Below are 15,061 nucleotides of genomic sequence, written 5' to 3'. Positions count from 1 at the left end.
GGCTTTCGGCCGTCTTTCCGTCCACAACTTCGACCTCGTCGGGCTATTCGCTCTCGGTCTTCTTCGCAGGAGCCTTCTTCACCGGGGCCTTCTTCGCGGCAGTGGTCTTGGTAGCAGTGGTCTTGGTGACGGTCTTCTTGGCAGCAGCTTTTTTGGCCGGAGCCTTCTTCGCCGCAGTCTTCTTTGCCGGGGCTTTCTTGGCGGCCGCCTTCTTGGCCGGTGCCTTCTTCTTCACCGGGCCACGAGCACGCCTGTCCGCCAACAACTCCGACGCACGATCGTCGGTGATCGACTCGACCTCGTCGTCCTTGCGCAGGCTCGCGTTGGTCTCACCGTCGGTGACGTACGGCCCGAATCGGCCGTCCTTGATCACCATCGGCTTCTCACTGATCGGGTCGACCCCCAGCTCTCGCAACGGCGGCTTGGCCTCACCCTGACGTCCGCGACGCTTGGGCTCGGCATAGATCTTCAGAGCCTCTTCGAGACTGACCGTGAACATCTGATCCTCGTCCGCGAGCGAGCGAGAGTCGGTGCCCTTCTTCAGATACGGGCCGTAGCGGCCGTTCTGCGCGGTGATCTCTTCCTTGGACTCGGGATCGACGCCGACGATACGCGGCAACGACAGCAGCTTGAGGGCATCCTCGAGCGTGATCGTCGCCAGATCCATCGACTTGAGCAACGAGCCGGTCCGAGGCTTGGGGCCGGTGGCCTTCTTCGCGGCAGCCTTCTTGGCCGGTGCCTTCTTGGCTGCAGCCTTCTTCACCGCAGTCTTGACGCCACCGCCACCATCACCGTCGCTACCGGACGGGATCGGCACGATATCGGGCTGAGGCGGCGTCGGCTCGGGTTCCGGCTCGGGCAGGATCTCGGTGACGTACGGCCCGAAACGGCCTTCCTTCGCGACGATGTCGTGGCCGGTCAACGGATCGACACCGAGCTTGCGGCCCTCTTGTGGTGTGGCGAAGAGCTTTTCGGCGAAGTCGAGGGTCAACTCGTCCGGCGGCAGATCGTCGGGCAGGTTGGCGCGCTGGCTGATCGGGTCGCCGTCGGGATCGTCGTCGTTCTTGACCATCCGTTCCAGGTACGGACCGTAACGGCCAACGCGCACATGGATTTCGCGTCCCTCGGAGTCGTCGAACAGACGGATCGAGTTGATGGTGCGGGCGTCGATCTCTTCGAGATTCTGGCCCACCATCTTCTTCAGGCCGCCGGATCGCGCCACCGAACCCTCGGCACCGGTCTCGCCGCCGAAGTAGAAGTTCTGCAGCCAATCGCCGCGTCGCTCACGGCCTCCCGCGATCGCGTCGAGATCGTCTTCCATGCCGGCGGTGAAATCGAAGTCCACCAGACGGCCGAAGTGCGCTTCCAGCAACGCAATCACCGAGAACGCCACCCACGACGGCACCAGAGCACTGCCACGCTTGTAGACGTAACCGCGGTCGAGGATGGTCTTGATGATCGACGAATACGTCGACGGCCGACCGATTCCCAGCTCTTCGAGCGTCTTGATGAGCGACGCCTCGGTGAATCGAGCCGGCGGGTTGGTGGTGTGACCGTCGGGATCGAGCTTGGTGGCCGTCACTGCCTGGCCGGCCTTCAGCGCGGGCAGACGCGACTCGGCGTCGTCGGTCTGACCGCCCGCCTCGTCGTCGACGCTCTCGACGTAGGCCTTGAGGAAGCCGGCGAACGTGATGGTGCGACCCGATGCGGAGAACGTGCATTCCTCGCCGGTGCCTGCGGTTCCGGTGATGCGCAGCGTCAGTGTGGTGCCGCGCAGATCCGCCATCTGCGACGCCACCGTGCGCTGCCAGATCAGCTCGTACAGCCGGAACTCGTCGGTCTGCAGCGCAGAGTGCAGCTGACCGGGAGTCTGGAACACGTCACCCGCGGGGCGGATGGCCTCGTGCGCCTCCTGCGCGTTCTTGACCTTGCGGGTGTACTGCCGCGGAGTGGGATGCACGTACTCGGGGCCGTAGAGCTCGGTTGCCTGCGCCCGTGCCGCGGAGACCGCCGACGCGGACAGCGACGTCGAGTCGGTACGCATGTAGGTGATGTAGCCGTTCTCGTACAGACGCTGCGCCACACGCATGGTCCGTTCGGAACTGAACCGCAGCTTGCGACCGGCCTCCTGCTGCAGCGTCGACGTCATGAACGGCGGGTACGGCTTACGGGTGTACGGCTTGTCCTCCGCCGACGCGACCGTCAGATCGACGCCTTCGAGAGCCTCGGCGAGGCGTCGGGCACGCGGTTCGTCCAGCACGGTCACGGACTCGGTCTTGAGCTTGCCGTCGGCACCGAAATCGCGACCGGCGGCGACGCGATTGCCGTCGACGTTGACCAGCCGGGCTCCGAAACTGCGCGGGCTCGCCTCGGCACCGGCGTCGAGCGTGGCGGAGATGTCCCAGTACTCGGCGCTGCGGAATGCCATCCGCTCGCGCTCACGCTGGACGATGATGCGGGTGGCGACGGACTGCACTCGGCCCGCCGACAGCTTCGGCATGACCTTCTTCCACAGCACCGGGCTCACTTCGTAGCCGTAAAGACGGTCGAGGATACGACGGGTCTCCTGGGCGTCGACCAGGTCCTGGTCGAGGTCGCGAGTGTCGGCGGCAGCCGCAAGGATCGCAGGCTTGGTGATCTCGTGGAAGACCATGCGTCGAACAGGGACTTTGGGGTTCAGGGTCTCGAGGAGATGCCAGGCGATGGCCTCACCCTCGCGGTCGGGGTCGGTGGCGAGATACAGCTCGTCGGCGTCTTTGAGCAGGCTTTTCAGCTCTGCGACCTTGCCCTTCTTCTCGGGCGAGACGACGTAGAGGGCCTCGAAGTCGTGGTCGACGTCCACGCCGAGACGCGCCCAGGGCTCGCCCTTGTACTTGGCGGGGACGTCCGCGGCACCGCGGGGAAGGTCGCGAATATGGCCCACGGAAGCCTCGACGACGTAGTTGCTCCCGAGGTACGGGGCGATCTTCTTTGCCTTGGTCGGAGACTCGACGATGACCAGACGACGCGGCTCGGCGGAGCTGTCCCCCGTGCCGTTCTTACGTGCTGCCACCTTGCTGCCGAACCTTCCCTAGTGCGTTTTCACAGGCAGATTTGCCTGTCCCACTACTAACAGACTGACATACGTCGACCAAATACTCGCAGATCAGTCACATATCGGCCTACTCCGCGCGCGGCCAAATGGTACGTGCGTCCACGTTCCGGGGAGCCTCACCGACGTTCTCGGTGAGACGCAACAGCCGTCGTCGACCGGTGATTCTCAGCCCCGGATTGGAGCCGCGAGTGCCGATCAGCGTCGGCGCGATGCCCGCTCGCATCAACGACTGCGCGAGGACGGAATGGGTGTCCGGTGCGTGAGGGTCGAGTCCGAGCACGTACCGCTCACCCTCGGCCTCGGGACGACCGGCCGCCAGCACCCAGGCGCGGAGTTCGCGCGAACTCGGTATCCACCCGGGAGGGACGGCTTTGACAGCACCCTTGGTCCACAGAGACGCCAGTGCGAACAGTTCGGGCACCGACGCGGTACGCACCAGCGGCCGGTTCTCCTCCGATCGGCCCAGCTCTGCAGTCAGACCGCACTGCGCTATGAGTTCGGCGATGGCCTCCGCGCGCCACTGCGCGTCGACGACGACAGAAATACGGGCCGAGCCCGCGGAGGTGACGACGTGGCCGGTGGCAGCCAGCAGCCCACTGAGATCGGTCACCGCGGGCGGCAACGATTCGGCGGAGAAGAAGGACAGCTGGTTCACAGCAAGGACATTAGGACATCGGCGGCCACGCTCACGGCTTTCGCCGCACTCGGGTGGTTCGGATATGCGTCATCCCCCTCCCGCGATCAGCTCCACCGGAGCCCACCGCGAAAGGGGGATGACAGTTCTCGACTCGGATCAGACTGCGCGAACGCCCGTTGCCTGAGGACCCTTGGTGCCCTGGCCGACCTCGAACTCCACGCGCTGGTTCTCCTCGAGGGTGCGGAAGCCGCTGCCCTGAATCTCGGAGTAGTGGACGAAAACGTCAGCGGAGCCGTCTTCTGGTGCGATGAATCCAAAGCCCTTTTCGGCGTTGAACCACTTCACAGTTCCCTGTGCCATGCTTTTCCTTCTCTTTCTAACACCGGATTCGATGGAGCGCACTTTCGATCCATCGGGCCGGTTCCGACCGCTGCACTTGTACGAATCCCCCTCAGGATTCCCCCTGATGGACGAGCTCTCCCAGTACCGCGCCCGCAACATGAGATCCTGCGAAGCGTAGAACGAACACAGAAGCTGCGACCGCGTCAAGTGAACCATGAACTCCACGTTCGCAACAGTCGAAAACCGACCCTTTTCGAACAATTTGCCCATGTTGTGGAAACGCACAACACGAGACGGATGAATTGCGGCTCCCACCAGGGCACGAACGAGCCGTCGATGGCCCGCGATAGCATGGGGATCCCAGGTCGCGAAGAGCCCGACGGCGCTTGTAGATCGAACGAATGCATGGAGACCGGCAGTGAGCGAGAAGCATCCGCTGGACGGTGCGGATGGCGCGAGCTACGGGCAGCGGTTGTTGGATCGGGTACTGGCGGGTTCGCCCGCGAACGAGAGCCCGCTGACCCACGTCGCCGAACTGCCGGCACGGGCCTCGCAGTTCGCCTCCTGGCCGTCGTGGGTGGGCCCGGAAGTGGTGCAGGTGATCACCTCTCGTGGGATCGCACAACCGTGGACGCATCAGGCACGTGCGGCAACACTCGCCGCCGAGGGCAATCACGTGGTGCTCTCGACGAGCACCGCGTCGGGCAAATCGTTGGCGTATCAACTTCCCATTCTGACGACGCTGTCTGCCGACGCTCGGGCGACCGCGCTGTACCTGGCTCCCACCAAGGCCCTCGGTGCCGATCAGCTACGCACCACCATCTCGATCACCGACGAGTTGCGGGAACTGTCAGGCGAACTCGCAGAGGTATTCCCGAGTGCCTACGACGGTGACACTCCGATCGAGATTCGCCAGTGGGCACGCACCAATGCGCGGTGGATCTTCACCAACCCCGACATGCTGCACCTGGGCATTCTCGGTTCGCACGAGCGCTGGTCTCGGTTTCTCCGCAATCTTCGTTATGTGGTTGTCGACGAATGTCACTACTACCGCGGTGTTTTCGGGTCCAATGTCGCGTTGGTGCTTCGCAGGCTACGACGCCTCTGCGCACGGTACGGCGCATCCCCGGTGTTCGTGCTCGCCAGTGCCACCACGTCCGAGCCAGGGCGGGCTGCGAGCCGCCTCATCGGAGCGCCGTGCGAAGAGGTCACCGAGGACGGCTCCCCGCACGGAGCCCGCACCGTCGCACTGTGGGAACCACCGCTGCTGAAAGAGATCACCGGTGAAAACGGCGCTCCGGTAAGGAAATCCGCCGGCGCGGAGGCGTCCCGCATCATGGCCGATCTGTTGGTGGAAGGTGCCCGTACGCTGGCATTCGTACGCTCCAGGCGCGGAGCCGAGGTCACCGCACTGGGCGCTCAGAGAATTCTCGCCGACGTCGACCCGCAATTGGTGCGACGCGTCGCCGCCTATCGCGCAGGGTATTTGGCGGAGGACCGGCGAAGACTGGAATCGGATCTGTCCGACGGCACGTTGTTGGGCGTCGCCACCACCAACGCACTCGAATTGGGCGTCGACATCGCCGGTTTGGACGCGGTGATCGTCGCCGGCTTCCCCGGTACCGTCGCGTCGTTCTGGCAGCAGGGCGGCCGCGCCGGACGTCGCGGAGAAGGATCGCTCCTGGTTCTCGTTGCGCGCGACGATCCACTCGACACGTATCTGGTGCATCACCCTGCGGCCCTGCTGGACAAGCCCGTCGAGGCCACCGTCACCGACCCCACCAATCCGTACATTCTGGCCCCGCAATTGCTCTGCGCTGCAGTCGAACTGCCGATCACCCTGGCCGAGGCCGAGGAGCTGAGCGCAGAATCGGTACTCGAGGAGCTCGAGCTGAAGGGCTACGTGCGCAAGCGTCCGCACGGATGGTTCATCACGCCCGAGGGCCAGCAACTGTCACCGCACGGTGCGGTGAACATCCGCGGCGGCACCGGTGTGCAGGTGGCCATCGTCGACGGTGAGTCCGGCCGCATGCTCGGTACGGTCGACGGTGGACGAGCGCCCGCCACTGCACATCCCGGCGCCGTCCACATCCACCAGGGCGAGTCGTTCGTGGTCGACGAACTCGACCTCGAAGCCGGGCTGGCGCTGGTACATCCAGAGCAACCCGAGTGGAACACCTCGGCCCGCGAGATCACCGACATCTCGATCACTGCGGTGCACGAATCCGTCGACTACGGCGAGGTGCGCGTCGCACTGGTGCAGGTGAACGTCACCCATCAGGTCGTCGGATATCTCCGACGCCTGCTCTCGGGCGAGGTACTCGATTCCATCGAACTCGACATGCCCGCCCAGACCCTCGACACCCGAGCCGTCATGTACACCATCACCCCGGAGTTGTTGGAGCACAGCGGTGTTCCGTACGAACGATTCCCCGGATCTCTGCACGCAGCCGAACACGCCGCCATCGGATTGCTGCCCTTGGTTGCAACGTGCGATCGATGGGACATCGGCGGAGTGTCGACGGCTCTACACCCCGACACCGGGCTGCCGACGGTCTTCGTCTACGACGGATACGACGGCGGAGCCGGATTCGCCGACCGCGGCCACGTGGCCATCGCAGATTGGCTCGCTGCCACCAAGGACGCCATCGTCTCCTGCGAATGCCAGACCGGATGCCCATCCTGTGTGCAATCCCCCAAATGCGGAAACGGCAACGATCCACTGGACAAAGACGGTGCCGTTCGAGTGTTGACCGCGGTGTTGGCGGCCGTCACTCGAGAGCGTTGACTCGGCTTGGGTCCTGAGCGCTGGGGAACCGAGAGCGGGCGGCGGCGGCGGTTCGGGGTTCGCCGCGTCCGGGGTTCGAGGCAAACGCGCGCGCAATTGCCAGAGTTCTGCACGCGACGCGGGCCGACACCCGCACCCGGCAACAAGAGGAGCCCTGGCGAATCTCCAGCACACCGTCGACTCGACTGTGATCGATCGCAAATGTGCGCAACTCTGACGGCGTGTCAGTTCTGAGGCTGTTCCAATTCTGGTGACTCGGCACAGGCTCGGAGCCTCTGGAGGTTCGACATGACGGTGATCGACCAACCAACGGATCTGTCTCCTGCGGCCGTTCCAACCATCGCAGACAAGGTCGGGTGCCACTATCGACCGTCGCACGATTACGAGGTCGGTCGCGAACAGATTCGTGAGTTCGCCCGTTCCGTCCACGACGACCATCCCGCCCATCGCCTCGAAATCGCGGCCGCTGCGCTCGGCTATTCCACATTGATCGCTCCGGTCACCTTTGTCAGCGTCATCGGCACCCGATTGCTTCCCGAACTGTTCGCCCACCTGCTGATCGGCTATTCCGTTAGCGACGTTCTGCACACAGATCAACAAATCCTGATCCGCCGGCCGATGCAGGTCGGCGATCGCGTCAGCTCCGACCTGTGTCTGGAATCGTTTCGGCAATCCTCGGGAAGCGACGTGATGGTCACCAATAACACCCTCACCGATCAGCGAGGCGACGTACTGGCAGTCACCCGAACGACTTTCGTGGCCCGGACCGGTGGATACACCGATCCCGACGTCGCCGATGCGCTGCACAACCTGATGCGGAGCTGACGGGCCGCGGCTCGGGCACGCCACCCTGCGCGTCGTTGCCAACACCTCGGGTGGTGTGGTGGGGAGAGGATCAGCCCACAGAATCGAGACAGTCACATGCCCATCACCCGGCAGCTACCCAACCCCTCCGATCTCCGTGACCTCATATCGTTCAAGAAGCCCGATCTGAATCTGCGTCGACGACGCCTGAACGCCGCACTCACCATCGACGATCTTCGTACCATCGCCCGCCGTCGCACCCCACGCCCGGCATTCGACTATACCGACGGTGCCGCCGACGCCGAGATCTCGCTGTCGCGGGCTCGTCAGGCCTTCCGCGACGTCGAATTTCATCCCTCGATCCTGAGGGACGTCTCCAAAGTCGACACCTCGACGACGGTGTTCGGTGGGCCTTCCGCGCTCCCGTTCGGCATCGCCCCGACGGGCTTCACCCGCCTGATGCAGACCGAGGGCGAATACGCCGGTTCGGCCGCAGCCGGGGCTGCTGGAATTCCGTTCTGCCTCTCGACCCTGGGCACCACGTCGATCGAGGACGTCAAGGCCACCAACCCGAATGGGCGAAACTGGTTCCAGCTCTACGTCATGCGAGATCGTGACATCTCGTTCGGGCTGGTCGAACGCGCAGCAAAGGCAGGCTTCGACACACTCCTGTTCACGGTCGACACACCGGTCGCCGGAGCTCGCCTACGAGACAAGCGAAACGGGTTCTCCATCCCGCCGCAGTTGACCGCGTCGACGATCGCCAACGCCATTCCGCGTCCGTGGTGGTGGTGGGACTTCCTCACCACGGCCAAGCTCGAATTCGCGTCGCTGTCTTCTACCGGCGGCACGGTCGGAGAGCTTCTCAATTCAGCGATGGATCCATCGATCTCGTTCGAGGATCTCGACGTCATCCGTGACATCTGGCCCGGCAAGCTCGTCGTCAAAGGTGTTCAGTCGGTGGCAGATTCGGCCCGTCTGGCCGAACTGGGAGTCGACGGGATCATTCTGTCGAACCACGGAGGTCGACAACTCGATCGCGCTCCCGTTCCCTTCCACCTGTTGCCTCAGGTCGTTCGCGAAGTCGGCTCCGACTTCGAGGTAGCCGTCGACACAGGCATCATGCATGGTGCCGATATCGTCGCCTCCATCGCGATGGGAGCGTCGTTCACGCTCGTCGGCCGGGCGTACCTCTACGGCCTGATGGCAGGAGGTCGCGAGGGCGTCGACCGCATGATCGAGATCCTGCGCGAGGAAATCGTGCGCACCATGCAACTGCTGCAGGTCAATTCACTCGCGGAACTGACCCCGGAGCACGTCACCCAGCTCACCCGACTCGCCCCTCTGCAATCAGGTGCGCGCACCTTCACGTCGAGCTGACCGCTGCAGGCGGGTGGGCTTCCGGTCACCCCGGACCCGCCCGCGCCGAGGCGGTGGCGTCGGACATTCCGAAGCGCCCGAGGAACACGGGCTGACCCACCGTCACGATCACGTCCCACTCCTCGATCGTGCACTTCCGCAAATCAGTCGACATCCTGCTCGCCACTGATCGCGCCGACTCGCAAGCGTCGGCCACCCCACGGTCCAGTGCCCCCGCCCCGGCCAACGCCGCGAGATCGGCCGCCGACTGCGCCTGATGACGAGCACCCACCGCCGAACCGACGTGCATCACCATCACCACGACGGCGATCAACGCCGATATCGCCAGCGCCGCCAACACCGTCGCCCCACCCTCGTCGTCGCGCAGGCCCGTTCTCATTCCACTGCAACCGGTTCCGCAGCAGCAACGGCCTCCGCCGACAACGTCAGTCCCGGCAGCGGACTCTCCACCTCCACCCGCGCGACGAAGAACTCTCCGTCCTCGGTCACCGTGATGCGCGCCCCCTCCGGCGCAACCCGCTCCCCCACCGACACAGCTCGGGCTCCATCACCTCTGGCCGCCAATCGAGCTGCTTCCCTCGCCGCATCGACACAGCCGATGTGCATGGTGACCGACACGATCGCCCCGATACACACCACGATCACCGCGACGATGGACGCGATCGCGAACGCCGCCTCCACCGTCACGGCACCGTCATCATCGGTCGCGATCAGACGGCAGTGTTCAACGCTCGATCGATGATCCCCGTCAACGCCGACACGATGCTGTCCCCCGTCACCACCGTGTAGAGCACCGCCCCGAACGCCGCGGCGGCAATGGTGCCGATCGCGTACTCCGCGGTCGACATGCCATCGTCCTCCACACCGAACAACACGATTCGAGTCTTCAACTCCTGCAGTGCGTTCTCGATCATCTCGATTCCCCTCCCTGTTCTCCGACGCGGCAGTTCCGCACCGGAAGATTGTCGGCGCGGCGGTCACAGCAGACCGCCGCCCAGTACGTTGCCCGCCAGGCCGATCACCACGGGGATGATGCCGAGACAGATGAAGGCAGGCAGAAAGCACAAACCCAGCGGCCCGCTGATCAGCACGCCCGCGCGTTCGGCCGCAGCAGCCGACGCGTCCTCGGCGCGAGTTCGTTGCGTCGCAGCCAGTTCCGTCATCGCCGACGCCATGGACGAGCCGGCCCGCGCAGATCGGCGTGCCATTCGCGCCAACGCCTCGGTTTCCGGATCGTGCGCGACGGCGTCCCATGCGGTCTCGGCATCGGCTCCGAGTTCGAGCAGATCGGCAGCTTTGCGTAACGCGATCCCGAACGAGGCGGGAGCGGACTGCGCTGCGGCTGTAGCGGCCGTTGCGATCGGAAGCCCCGATCGCAAACACGCGGCGAGCAGGTCGAATGTCGTTGCCACCGCGAGTGGATCGGGTCTCGAAACATCGACGACGTCGGTCTCGGCGCGCCCCTCGGCTGCCTGTCTGCGCAGCCCGCCGCCGACCGAAGGCAGAGCGACCAACGCCGTTGCCAGGCAGAGGACTGCAGCCCACATCATGTGGTCACCTTGCCGGTGATCGCGTCGGTCCACAGCAGGCCCGCGCAGCCGAGTGCCGTTCCGATACACAGCAGAACGCCGCCCACCCCACCGCCGAGCAGAATCTGCAATGGATTCGCACCCATCAACTGGCCGAGCGCAACACCGAGGATCGGCAGACCAGCCAGCACCAATGCAGTAGCCCGCGCACCGGCCAGCGATGCGTCGGTTCGTTCGCGGAACCGTCTGCGCCCCAGCATGTCGTCGCGAACAGCGTCGAGCAGTTCGGCGAGCGCGAGCCCATGCTCGTCGGCCACGTGCCAGGCTGCGGCCAGCCGTCCGAGCTCGGCGTCCAGCAGCGAATCGGACGCGGCAATACCGTCGGCCGCCCTGCCGCCGAGCCTGGACCGCGATGCCGCACCGCGCAGCGCAGCCGAGGCAATTCCGCCGCATTCGTCGGCCGCCACCGCGCTGGCCGTGGCGGGGTGAGATCCCACGCGAAGCTCGCCGACGATGACCTCGACTCCGGTTGCCAACCAGTGTAATTCGATCGCTCGTCGATCGCGCTCCAGCCGACGTCTGAAGCGAGTCCACCCGGTACCTCCCGCCACCGCCGCTGCGGCCACGGCCCAGACGCCGCCGAGCCACCACACCGCGACAGCCGCAACCAGTGCAGCGCAGCTCGGCACCAGCCATTGCGGCACCGTCGATGCCCTGCGCTTCTCTATAACCAGTCCCCTGGAACCGTTCGGCCACAACAGAACTGCGACAGCGACGAGAACCAGTACAGCCGTCATCGGACATCCCCGCAGCGGCGGTCCAACAGTTCGACCAGTCGACTCTCACCCGGCAGTGCGTCGCCGTCCACAGACCAGGCCGGCACGATGTGTACCCGTCCGGTCGGATCGACGTCGACCACCCCGATCTCCCGCAACCGTCGCGTACCGTCCGCGCTGCGATGAACGTGGAGCACCACCTGAACGGCCGCGGCGAGTTGACTGTGCAGCGCATCGCGTCCCATTCCACCCAGCGCCGCAAGGGCTTCCAGACGCGCCGGCACTTCGGCGGGAGAGTTCGCATGGATCGTTCCGGCTCCGCCGTCGTGCCCGGTGTTGAGAGCCGTCATCAGGTCGATCACCTCGGCGCCGCGTACCTCACCGACGACGAGCCGATCGGGGCGCATCCGCAGTGCTTGACGCACCAGCTGCCGCACCGATACCTCCCCCACCCCTTCGACATTGGGCGCGCGGGCTACAAGACGCACCACGTGCGGATGTGCCGGTGCCAACTCGGCCGCGTCCTCCACGCAGACGATCCGTTCGGCCGGATCCACCTCACCCAACAGCGCGGCAAGGAGTGTGGTCTTTCCAGCGCCGGTACCACCGACGACCAAGAAGGCCAAGCGTCCGAACACGATTCGACGCAGCAGCTCGTAGCCGGCGTCGGTCACGGCACCCGATGCGCGCAGCGCTGCCAGTCCCTGCGTCGCGGGTCGCAGAACCCGAAGCGACACACACGTTCCCCCGCTCGCCACCGGTGCCAGCACAGCATGCAGCCGGACTCCGAACACGTCCCGACCCACTCCGGGCAGCCGACCGTCGACCCAGGGTTGCGCGTCGTCCAATCGCCGACCGGCCGACAGTGCGAGCCGCTGCGCCAGCCGACGCACGGCCGCTTCGTCGGCGAAACGAATCGCGGTGCGTTCGAGTCCGCGCCCACGATCGATCCATACCTGGTCCGGCGCGGTGACCAGCACGTCGGTCACTCCCGGCTCGGACAGCAGCGGCTCGAGCGGGCCCGCTCCGGTCAGCTCGGTCTGCAGAACGCGCAGCGCCGCAAGCATATCCGTGTCACCTATGACGCCCCCTGCCTCGGCTCGGATGGCCGCGGCCACGGTCGCCGGAACGGGAGCGGCGGCAGATACAGCAAGGCGATCACGGACGCGGTCCAACAGATCCGCAGTGACAACGGCACTCATGCCGCCCACCGCCGTGCGCCGGGCTTCTGCGCGAAGGTCTCCAGCACGCCGCTCGCCGCTGCCGCCAAGGGCGAACGTCGACCGAGAACGAGGCCGCCCCGCTCGAGTCGCTCGGCCAATCCCGGCTCGGCGCGCATCGACGTCAACAGCGGTAGATCGAGGGCGACGGCAATATCGTCGGCCCGCAGCCCGCCCGGCGCAGGTCCTCGAACGACGATACCGACGTTGGCATTTCGATCTGCCACGTGCGCTGCAATCGCTTCCGCGGAGGTGACGGCGCGTAGCTCCGCCGGCAGCACCAGCACGACGAGGTCCGCGGCGGCGTACAGAGCGTCGGAGATGTCGCCGGGATGACGCGGGACATCACACACCACCAGATCGCCCGCTGCGCGTCCTGCGTCGAGCACAGCCGTCACAGCGACGGCAGTCAGCCCGAGACTCCGGCTCTCGGATCTGCCGAGGGCCAACACGGACAGCCCGTCGCGCGTGGGCAGTGCACCGTGCAAGGCGTCGGCGGATACTCGACCACCTTCGACGACCAACCCGGACCACCGCAGACCGGGCGTGTTCTCCCAGCCGAGCAACAGATCGAGTCCACTGCCGTACCGGTCGCCCTCCACCAGCAATGCGCGCCGACCCGCGCTGCTACTACTCAGACCGAGCGCAGCGGCGAGCGTCGACGATCCTGCTCCACCCCGCGCGCCGACCACGGCGATGACGCCACCGTCTCCTGTCGGTGCCGACGCCGGTTCGCCCAGCAGGCGCACCAACGCATCCTCGTCCGAGGGCAGCGAGATCACCTGTTCGGCACCGAGCGCGGTGGCGGTTCGCCAATCGTCGAGTGTCGGCGTTGCAGCAGTCACGAGAACGACACCCGCTCGTCGCGAATATCCGATCGACAGAGCGGTCTCGGCGGACGCGAAATCGACCAAAATAGTTCCGGCGTGATCCCAGATCGACCGTGTCGAATCGATACCGACCAGTAAGTTCTGCTCTTCCACAACACAATCCGCGGCCGCCGCAATTCGATACACGTCCTCGCGCAGACCGCGAAGTTCGATCGACATCGCGACGGACGAGTGTGCGCTGTGCTGTAGCCGGTCCGTTTTCATGGGCCAAGCCTGCGTGAGAATTTGCTCGAGATGCGCGCGACTTGGGGAAATGTGGATAGATTCGGCCCTGTGGATGAATAACGGTACCTCTGTACCACTTTTCGACCCAACCCGGAAAAGAGGACGACCCTCGCCAGGGGGGGAGGAGGCGAGGGTCGTCTGGTTCAGCCCCGGGGGGTCGGGCTGAACACCGCCCGGGATGAACCGGGCTCATGGAAAATACTACACCCGTGGATGTCCTTGTTTGCAAGTTCAACTGTCGGATTTTCTGGACGAACTTCGACCGAGTCCGCCAGTGCCACCACAGGACATCCTCCGGTCACCACCTGCCACTATGGTGACAAACGTGACCCAGAGCGCGAGCAACGACGACGCCCCCGCCGGCCGACGCCCAGCGCGCGTCGCGGCATTCTTCGACCTCGACAAAACGATCATCGCGAAGTCCAGCACGCTGGCATTCAGCAGGCCGTTCTTCGACCAAGGTCTGATCAACCGGCGGGCAGTACTCAAAAGCAGCTACGCGCAGTTTCTGTTCCTGCTCTCCGGGGCCGATCACGACCAGATGGAACGCATGCGCGCCCACATCGCGAGCATGACGGCCGGGTGGGACGTCGAACAGGTACGGGCAGTAGTTGCAGAAACCCTGCACAACATCGTCGATCCCCTCGTGTTCGCCGAGGCGGCCGACCTCATCGCCGACCACAAGCTCAGAGGGCACGACGTCGTGATCGTATCGGCGTCCGGCGACGAAATCGTGCATCCCATCGCAGAACTGCTGGGAGCCGACCACAGCATGGCGACCACGATGGTGACCGTGGATGGCAAGTACATCGGCGAGGTCGACTTCTACTGCTACGGCGAGGGAAAGGTCGACGCCATGAACTCCCTGGCAGCGCAACATGATTACGACCTGGCCTCGAGCTACGCGTATTCGGATTCGATCACCGATGTACCGATGCTCCGCGCTGTCGGGCACCCGACCGCCGTCAACCCCGACCGGGCACTGCGCAAGGAAGCCGCCTCCAACGGATGGCCGATTCTCACGTTCTCCAACCCGGTCTCGCTGCGATCGCGTATCCAGACCCCGTCCGGAAAGACCGTAGCGGTCAGTGCCGCAGCAAGTTTCAGCGCTCTTGCCGCAGGTGTGATCACCTACGGGCTGCTTCGTAGAAAACGATGAGGCACAAACCCTTGATGTGAGGCGCGTCACGGGGTACAAAGGACGTACGGAAGAACGCAAGGCCAAGAACGAATCGGAAGAGAAGATTCGCTCTCCCGACCGGGATTCCCAGCACGGACACCGGCACCCACGCGGAGCTTGCCACCTAATGGCAGAAGCGCTGTGGGCCTGCGAAATTCGCCAATGATCAGCAAGAACCCTGCACCGGTTGCAGGGA

The 15,061-nt window shown here is 65.1% G+C and carries 14 protein-coding genes; 4 read left to right on the top strand and 10 right to left on the bottom strand.

Features of this window, described 5'->3' with window-relative positions; genetic code table 11:
• Positions 1–43: 43 nt before the first annotated feature.
• The 3 genes from topA to ACQR3T_RS13890 form a co-directional block, all read right to left on the bottom strand.
• Positions 44–3,052: a type I DNA topoisomerase gene (gene topA, locus ACQR3T_RS13900; protein ID WP_428693786.1), complete on the bottom strand. Its 3,009-nt coding sequence runs from the start codon at positions 3,050–3,052 to the stop codon at positions 44–46.
• A 109-nt stretch (positions 3,053–3,161) separates the two neighbouring features.
• Entirely contained in the window at positions 3,162–3,749 is a 588-nt protein-coding gene (locus tag ACQR3T_RS13895; RefSeq protein WP_428693785.1) for a hypothetical protein, read from the bottom strand.
• Positions 3,750–3,887: 138 nt separating this feature from the next.
• A complete protein-coding gene (locus tag ACQR3T_RS13890; RefSeq protein ID WP_005248460.1) occupies positions 3,888–4,091 on the bottom strand; it encodes a cold-shock protein in 204 nt (67 codons plus the stop codon).
• A 400-nt stretch (positions 4,092–4,491) separates the two neighbouring features.
• Between ACQR3T_RS13890 and ACQR3T_RS13885 the strand changes: the two genes are divergently transcribed.
• The 3 genes from ACQR3T_RS13885 (at position 4,492) to ACQR3T_RS13875 (ending at position 9,045) form a co-directional block, all read left to right on the top strand.
• Complete coding sequence (locus tag ACQR3T_RS13885) at positions 4,492–6,861, top strand: DEAD/DEAH box helicase (protein ID WP_428693784.1); 2,370 nt, start codon at positions 4,492–4,494, stop codon at positions 6,859–6,861.
• A 288-nt stretch (positions 6,862–7,149) separates the two neighbouring features.
• Complete coding sequence (locus ACQR3T_RS13880; RefSeq protein ID WP_428693783.1) at positions 7,150–7,686, top strand: FAS1-like dehydratase domain-containing protein; 537 nt, start codon at positions 7,150–7,152, stop codon at positions 7,684–7,686.
• Between the two features lie 96 nt (positions 7,687–7,782).
• A complete protein-coding gene (locus tag ACQR3T_RS13875; protein ID WP_428693782.1) occupies positions 7,783–9,045 on the top strand; it encodes an alpha-hydroxy acid oxidase in 1,263 nt (420 codons plus the stop codon).
• 25 nt (positions 9,046–9,070) lie between these two features.
• Here the strand turns inward: ACQR3T_RS13875 and ACQR3T_RS13870 are convergent, their stop codons facing one another.
• The 7 genes from ACQR3T_RS13870 to ssd all read right to left on the bottom strand — a co-directional run bounded on the left by ACQR3T_RS13870 (position 9,071) and on the right by ssd (position 13,664).
• Complete coding sequence (locus ACQR3T_RS13870; RefSeq protein ID WP_428693781.1) at positions 9,071–9,424, bottom strand: Rv3654c family TadE-like protein; 354 nt, start codon at positions 9,422–9,424, stop codon at positions 9,071–9,073.
• Positions 9,421–9,732: a TadE family type IV pilus minor pilin gene (locus tag ACQR3T_RS13865; RefSeq protein WP_094609311.1), complete on the bottom strand. Its 312-nt coding sequence runs from the start codon at positions 9,730–9,732 to the stop codon at positions 9,421–9,423. The genes ACQR3T_RS13870 and ACQR3T_RS13865 overlap by 4 nt, the downstream gene beginning before the upstream one ends.
• A gap of 23 nt (positions 9,733–9,755) precedes the next feature.
• Positions 9,756–9,959 carry a DUF4244 domain-containing protein gene (locus tag ACQR3T_RS13860; protein WP_032380048.1) on the bottom strand — a complete coding sequence of 68 codons (204 nt, stop codon included), beginning with the start codon at positions 9,957–9,959 and terminating at the stop codon, positions 9,756–9,758.
• A gap of 63 nt (positions 9,960–10,022) precedes the next feature.
• Positions 10,023–10,595, bottom strand: coding sequence for a type II secretion system F family protein (locus ACQR3T_RS13855; protein WP_428693780.1), 573 nt, complete (start codon positions 10,593–10,595; stop codon positions 10,023–10,025).
• On the bottom strand, positions 10,592–11,371 hold the full coding sequence (locus ACQR3T_RS13850) for a type II secretion system F family protein (protein WP_037176022.1): 780 nt from the start codon (positions 11,369–11,371) through the stop codon (positions 10,592–10,594). Before ACQR3T_RS13850 ends, ACQR3T_RS13855 begins: the two co-directional genes overlap by 4 nt.
• On the bottom strand, positions 11,368–12,552 hold the full coding sequence (locus ACQR3T_RS13845; RefSeq protein WP_428693779.1) for a TadA family conjugal transfer-associated ATPase: 1,185 nt from the start codon (positions 12,550–12,552) through the stop codon (positions 11,368–11,370). The genes ACQR3T_RS13850 and ACQR3T_RS13845 overlap by 4 nt, the downstream gene beginning before the upstream one ends.
• On the bottom strand, positions 12,549–13,664 hold the full coding sequence (gene ssd, locus ACQR3T_RS13840) for a septum site-determining protein Ssd (protein ID WP_428693778.1): 1,116 nt from the start codon (positions 13,662–13,664) through the stop codon (positions 12,549–12,551). Before ssd ends, ACQR3T_RS13845 begins: the two co-directional genes overlap by 4 nt.
• Positions 13,665–13,998: 334 nt before the next feature.
• On the opposite strand from ssd, the gene ACQR3T_RS13835 reads away from it, so the two are divergent.
• Entirely contained in the window at positions 13,999–14,844 is an 846-nt protein-coding gene (locus ACQR3T_RS13835; protein ID WP_230592590.1) for an HAD family hydrolase, read from the top strand.
• Positions 14,845–15,061: the final 217 nt, after the last annotated feature.

This window comes from Rhodococcus sp. IEGM1428 (assembly GCF_050321865.1).
GTDB lineage: Bacteria > Actinomycetota > Actinomycetes > Mycobacteriales > Mycobacteriaceae > Rhodococcoides.
Note: the sequence above shows the minus strand (reverse complement) of the source record. Positions and strands in the feature narration are given on the sequence as shown.

Excerpts from the sequence above, each read along its gene's own strand:
- ACQR3T_RS13875 (WP_428693782.1), top strand. The coding sequence starts at position 7,783 with ATGCCCATCACCCGGCAGCTACCCAACCCCTCCGATCTCCGTGACCTC.
- ACQR3T_RS13850 (WP_037176022.1), bottom strand. The coding sequence starts at position 11,371 with ATGACGGCTGTACTGGTTCTCGTCGCTGTCGCAGTTCTGTTGTGGCCG.
- ACQR3T_RS13855 (WP_428693780.1), bottom strand. The coding sequence starts at position 10,595 with ATGATGTGGGCTGCAGTCCTCTGCCTGGCAACGGCGTTGGTCGCTCTG.
- ACQR3T_RS13845 (WP_428693779.1), bottom strand. The coding sequence starts at position 12,552 with ATGAGTGCCGTTGTCACTGCGGATCTGTTGGACCGCGTCCGTGATCGC.
- ACQR3T_RS13860 (WP_032380048.1), bottom strand. The coding sequence starts at position 9,959 with ATGATCGAGAACGCACTGCAGGAGTTGAAGACTCGAATCGTGTTGTTC.
- ACQR3T_RS13880 (WP_428693783.1), top strand. The coding sequence starts at position 7,150 with ATGACGGTGATCGACCAACCAACGGATCTGTCTCCTGCGGCCGTTCCA.
- ACQR3T_RS13870 (WP_428693781.1), bottom strand. The coding sequence starts at position 9,424 with ATGAGAACGGGCCTGCGCGACGACGAGGGTGGGGCGACGGTGTTGGCG.
- ACQR3T_RS13835 (WP_230592590.1), top strand. The coding sequence starts at position 13,999 with ATGGTGACAAACGTGACCCAGAGCGCGAGCAACGACGACGCCCCCGCC.
- ssd (WP_428693778.1), bottom strand. The coding sequence starts at position 13,664 with ATGAAAACGGACCGGCTACAGCACAGCGCACACTCGTCCGTCGCGATG.
- ACQR3T_RS13890 (WP_005248460.1), bottom strand. The coding sequence starts at position 4,091 with ATGGCACAGGGAACTGTGAAGTGGTTCAACGCCGAAAAGGGCTTTGGA.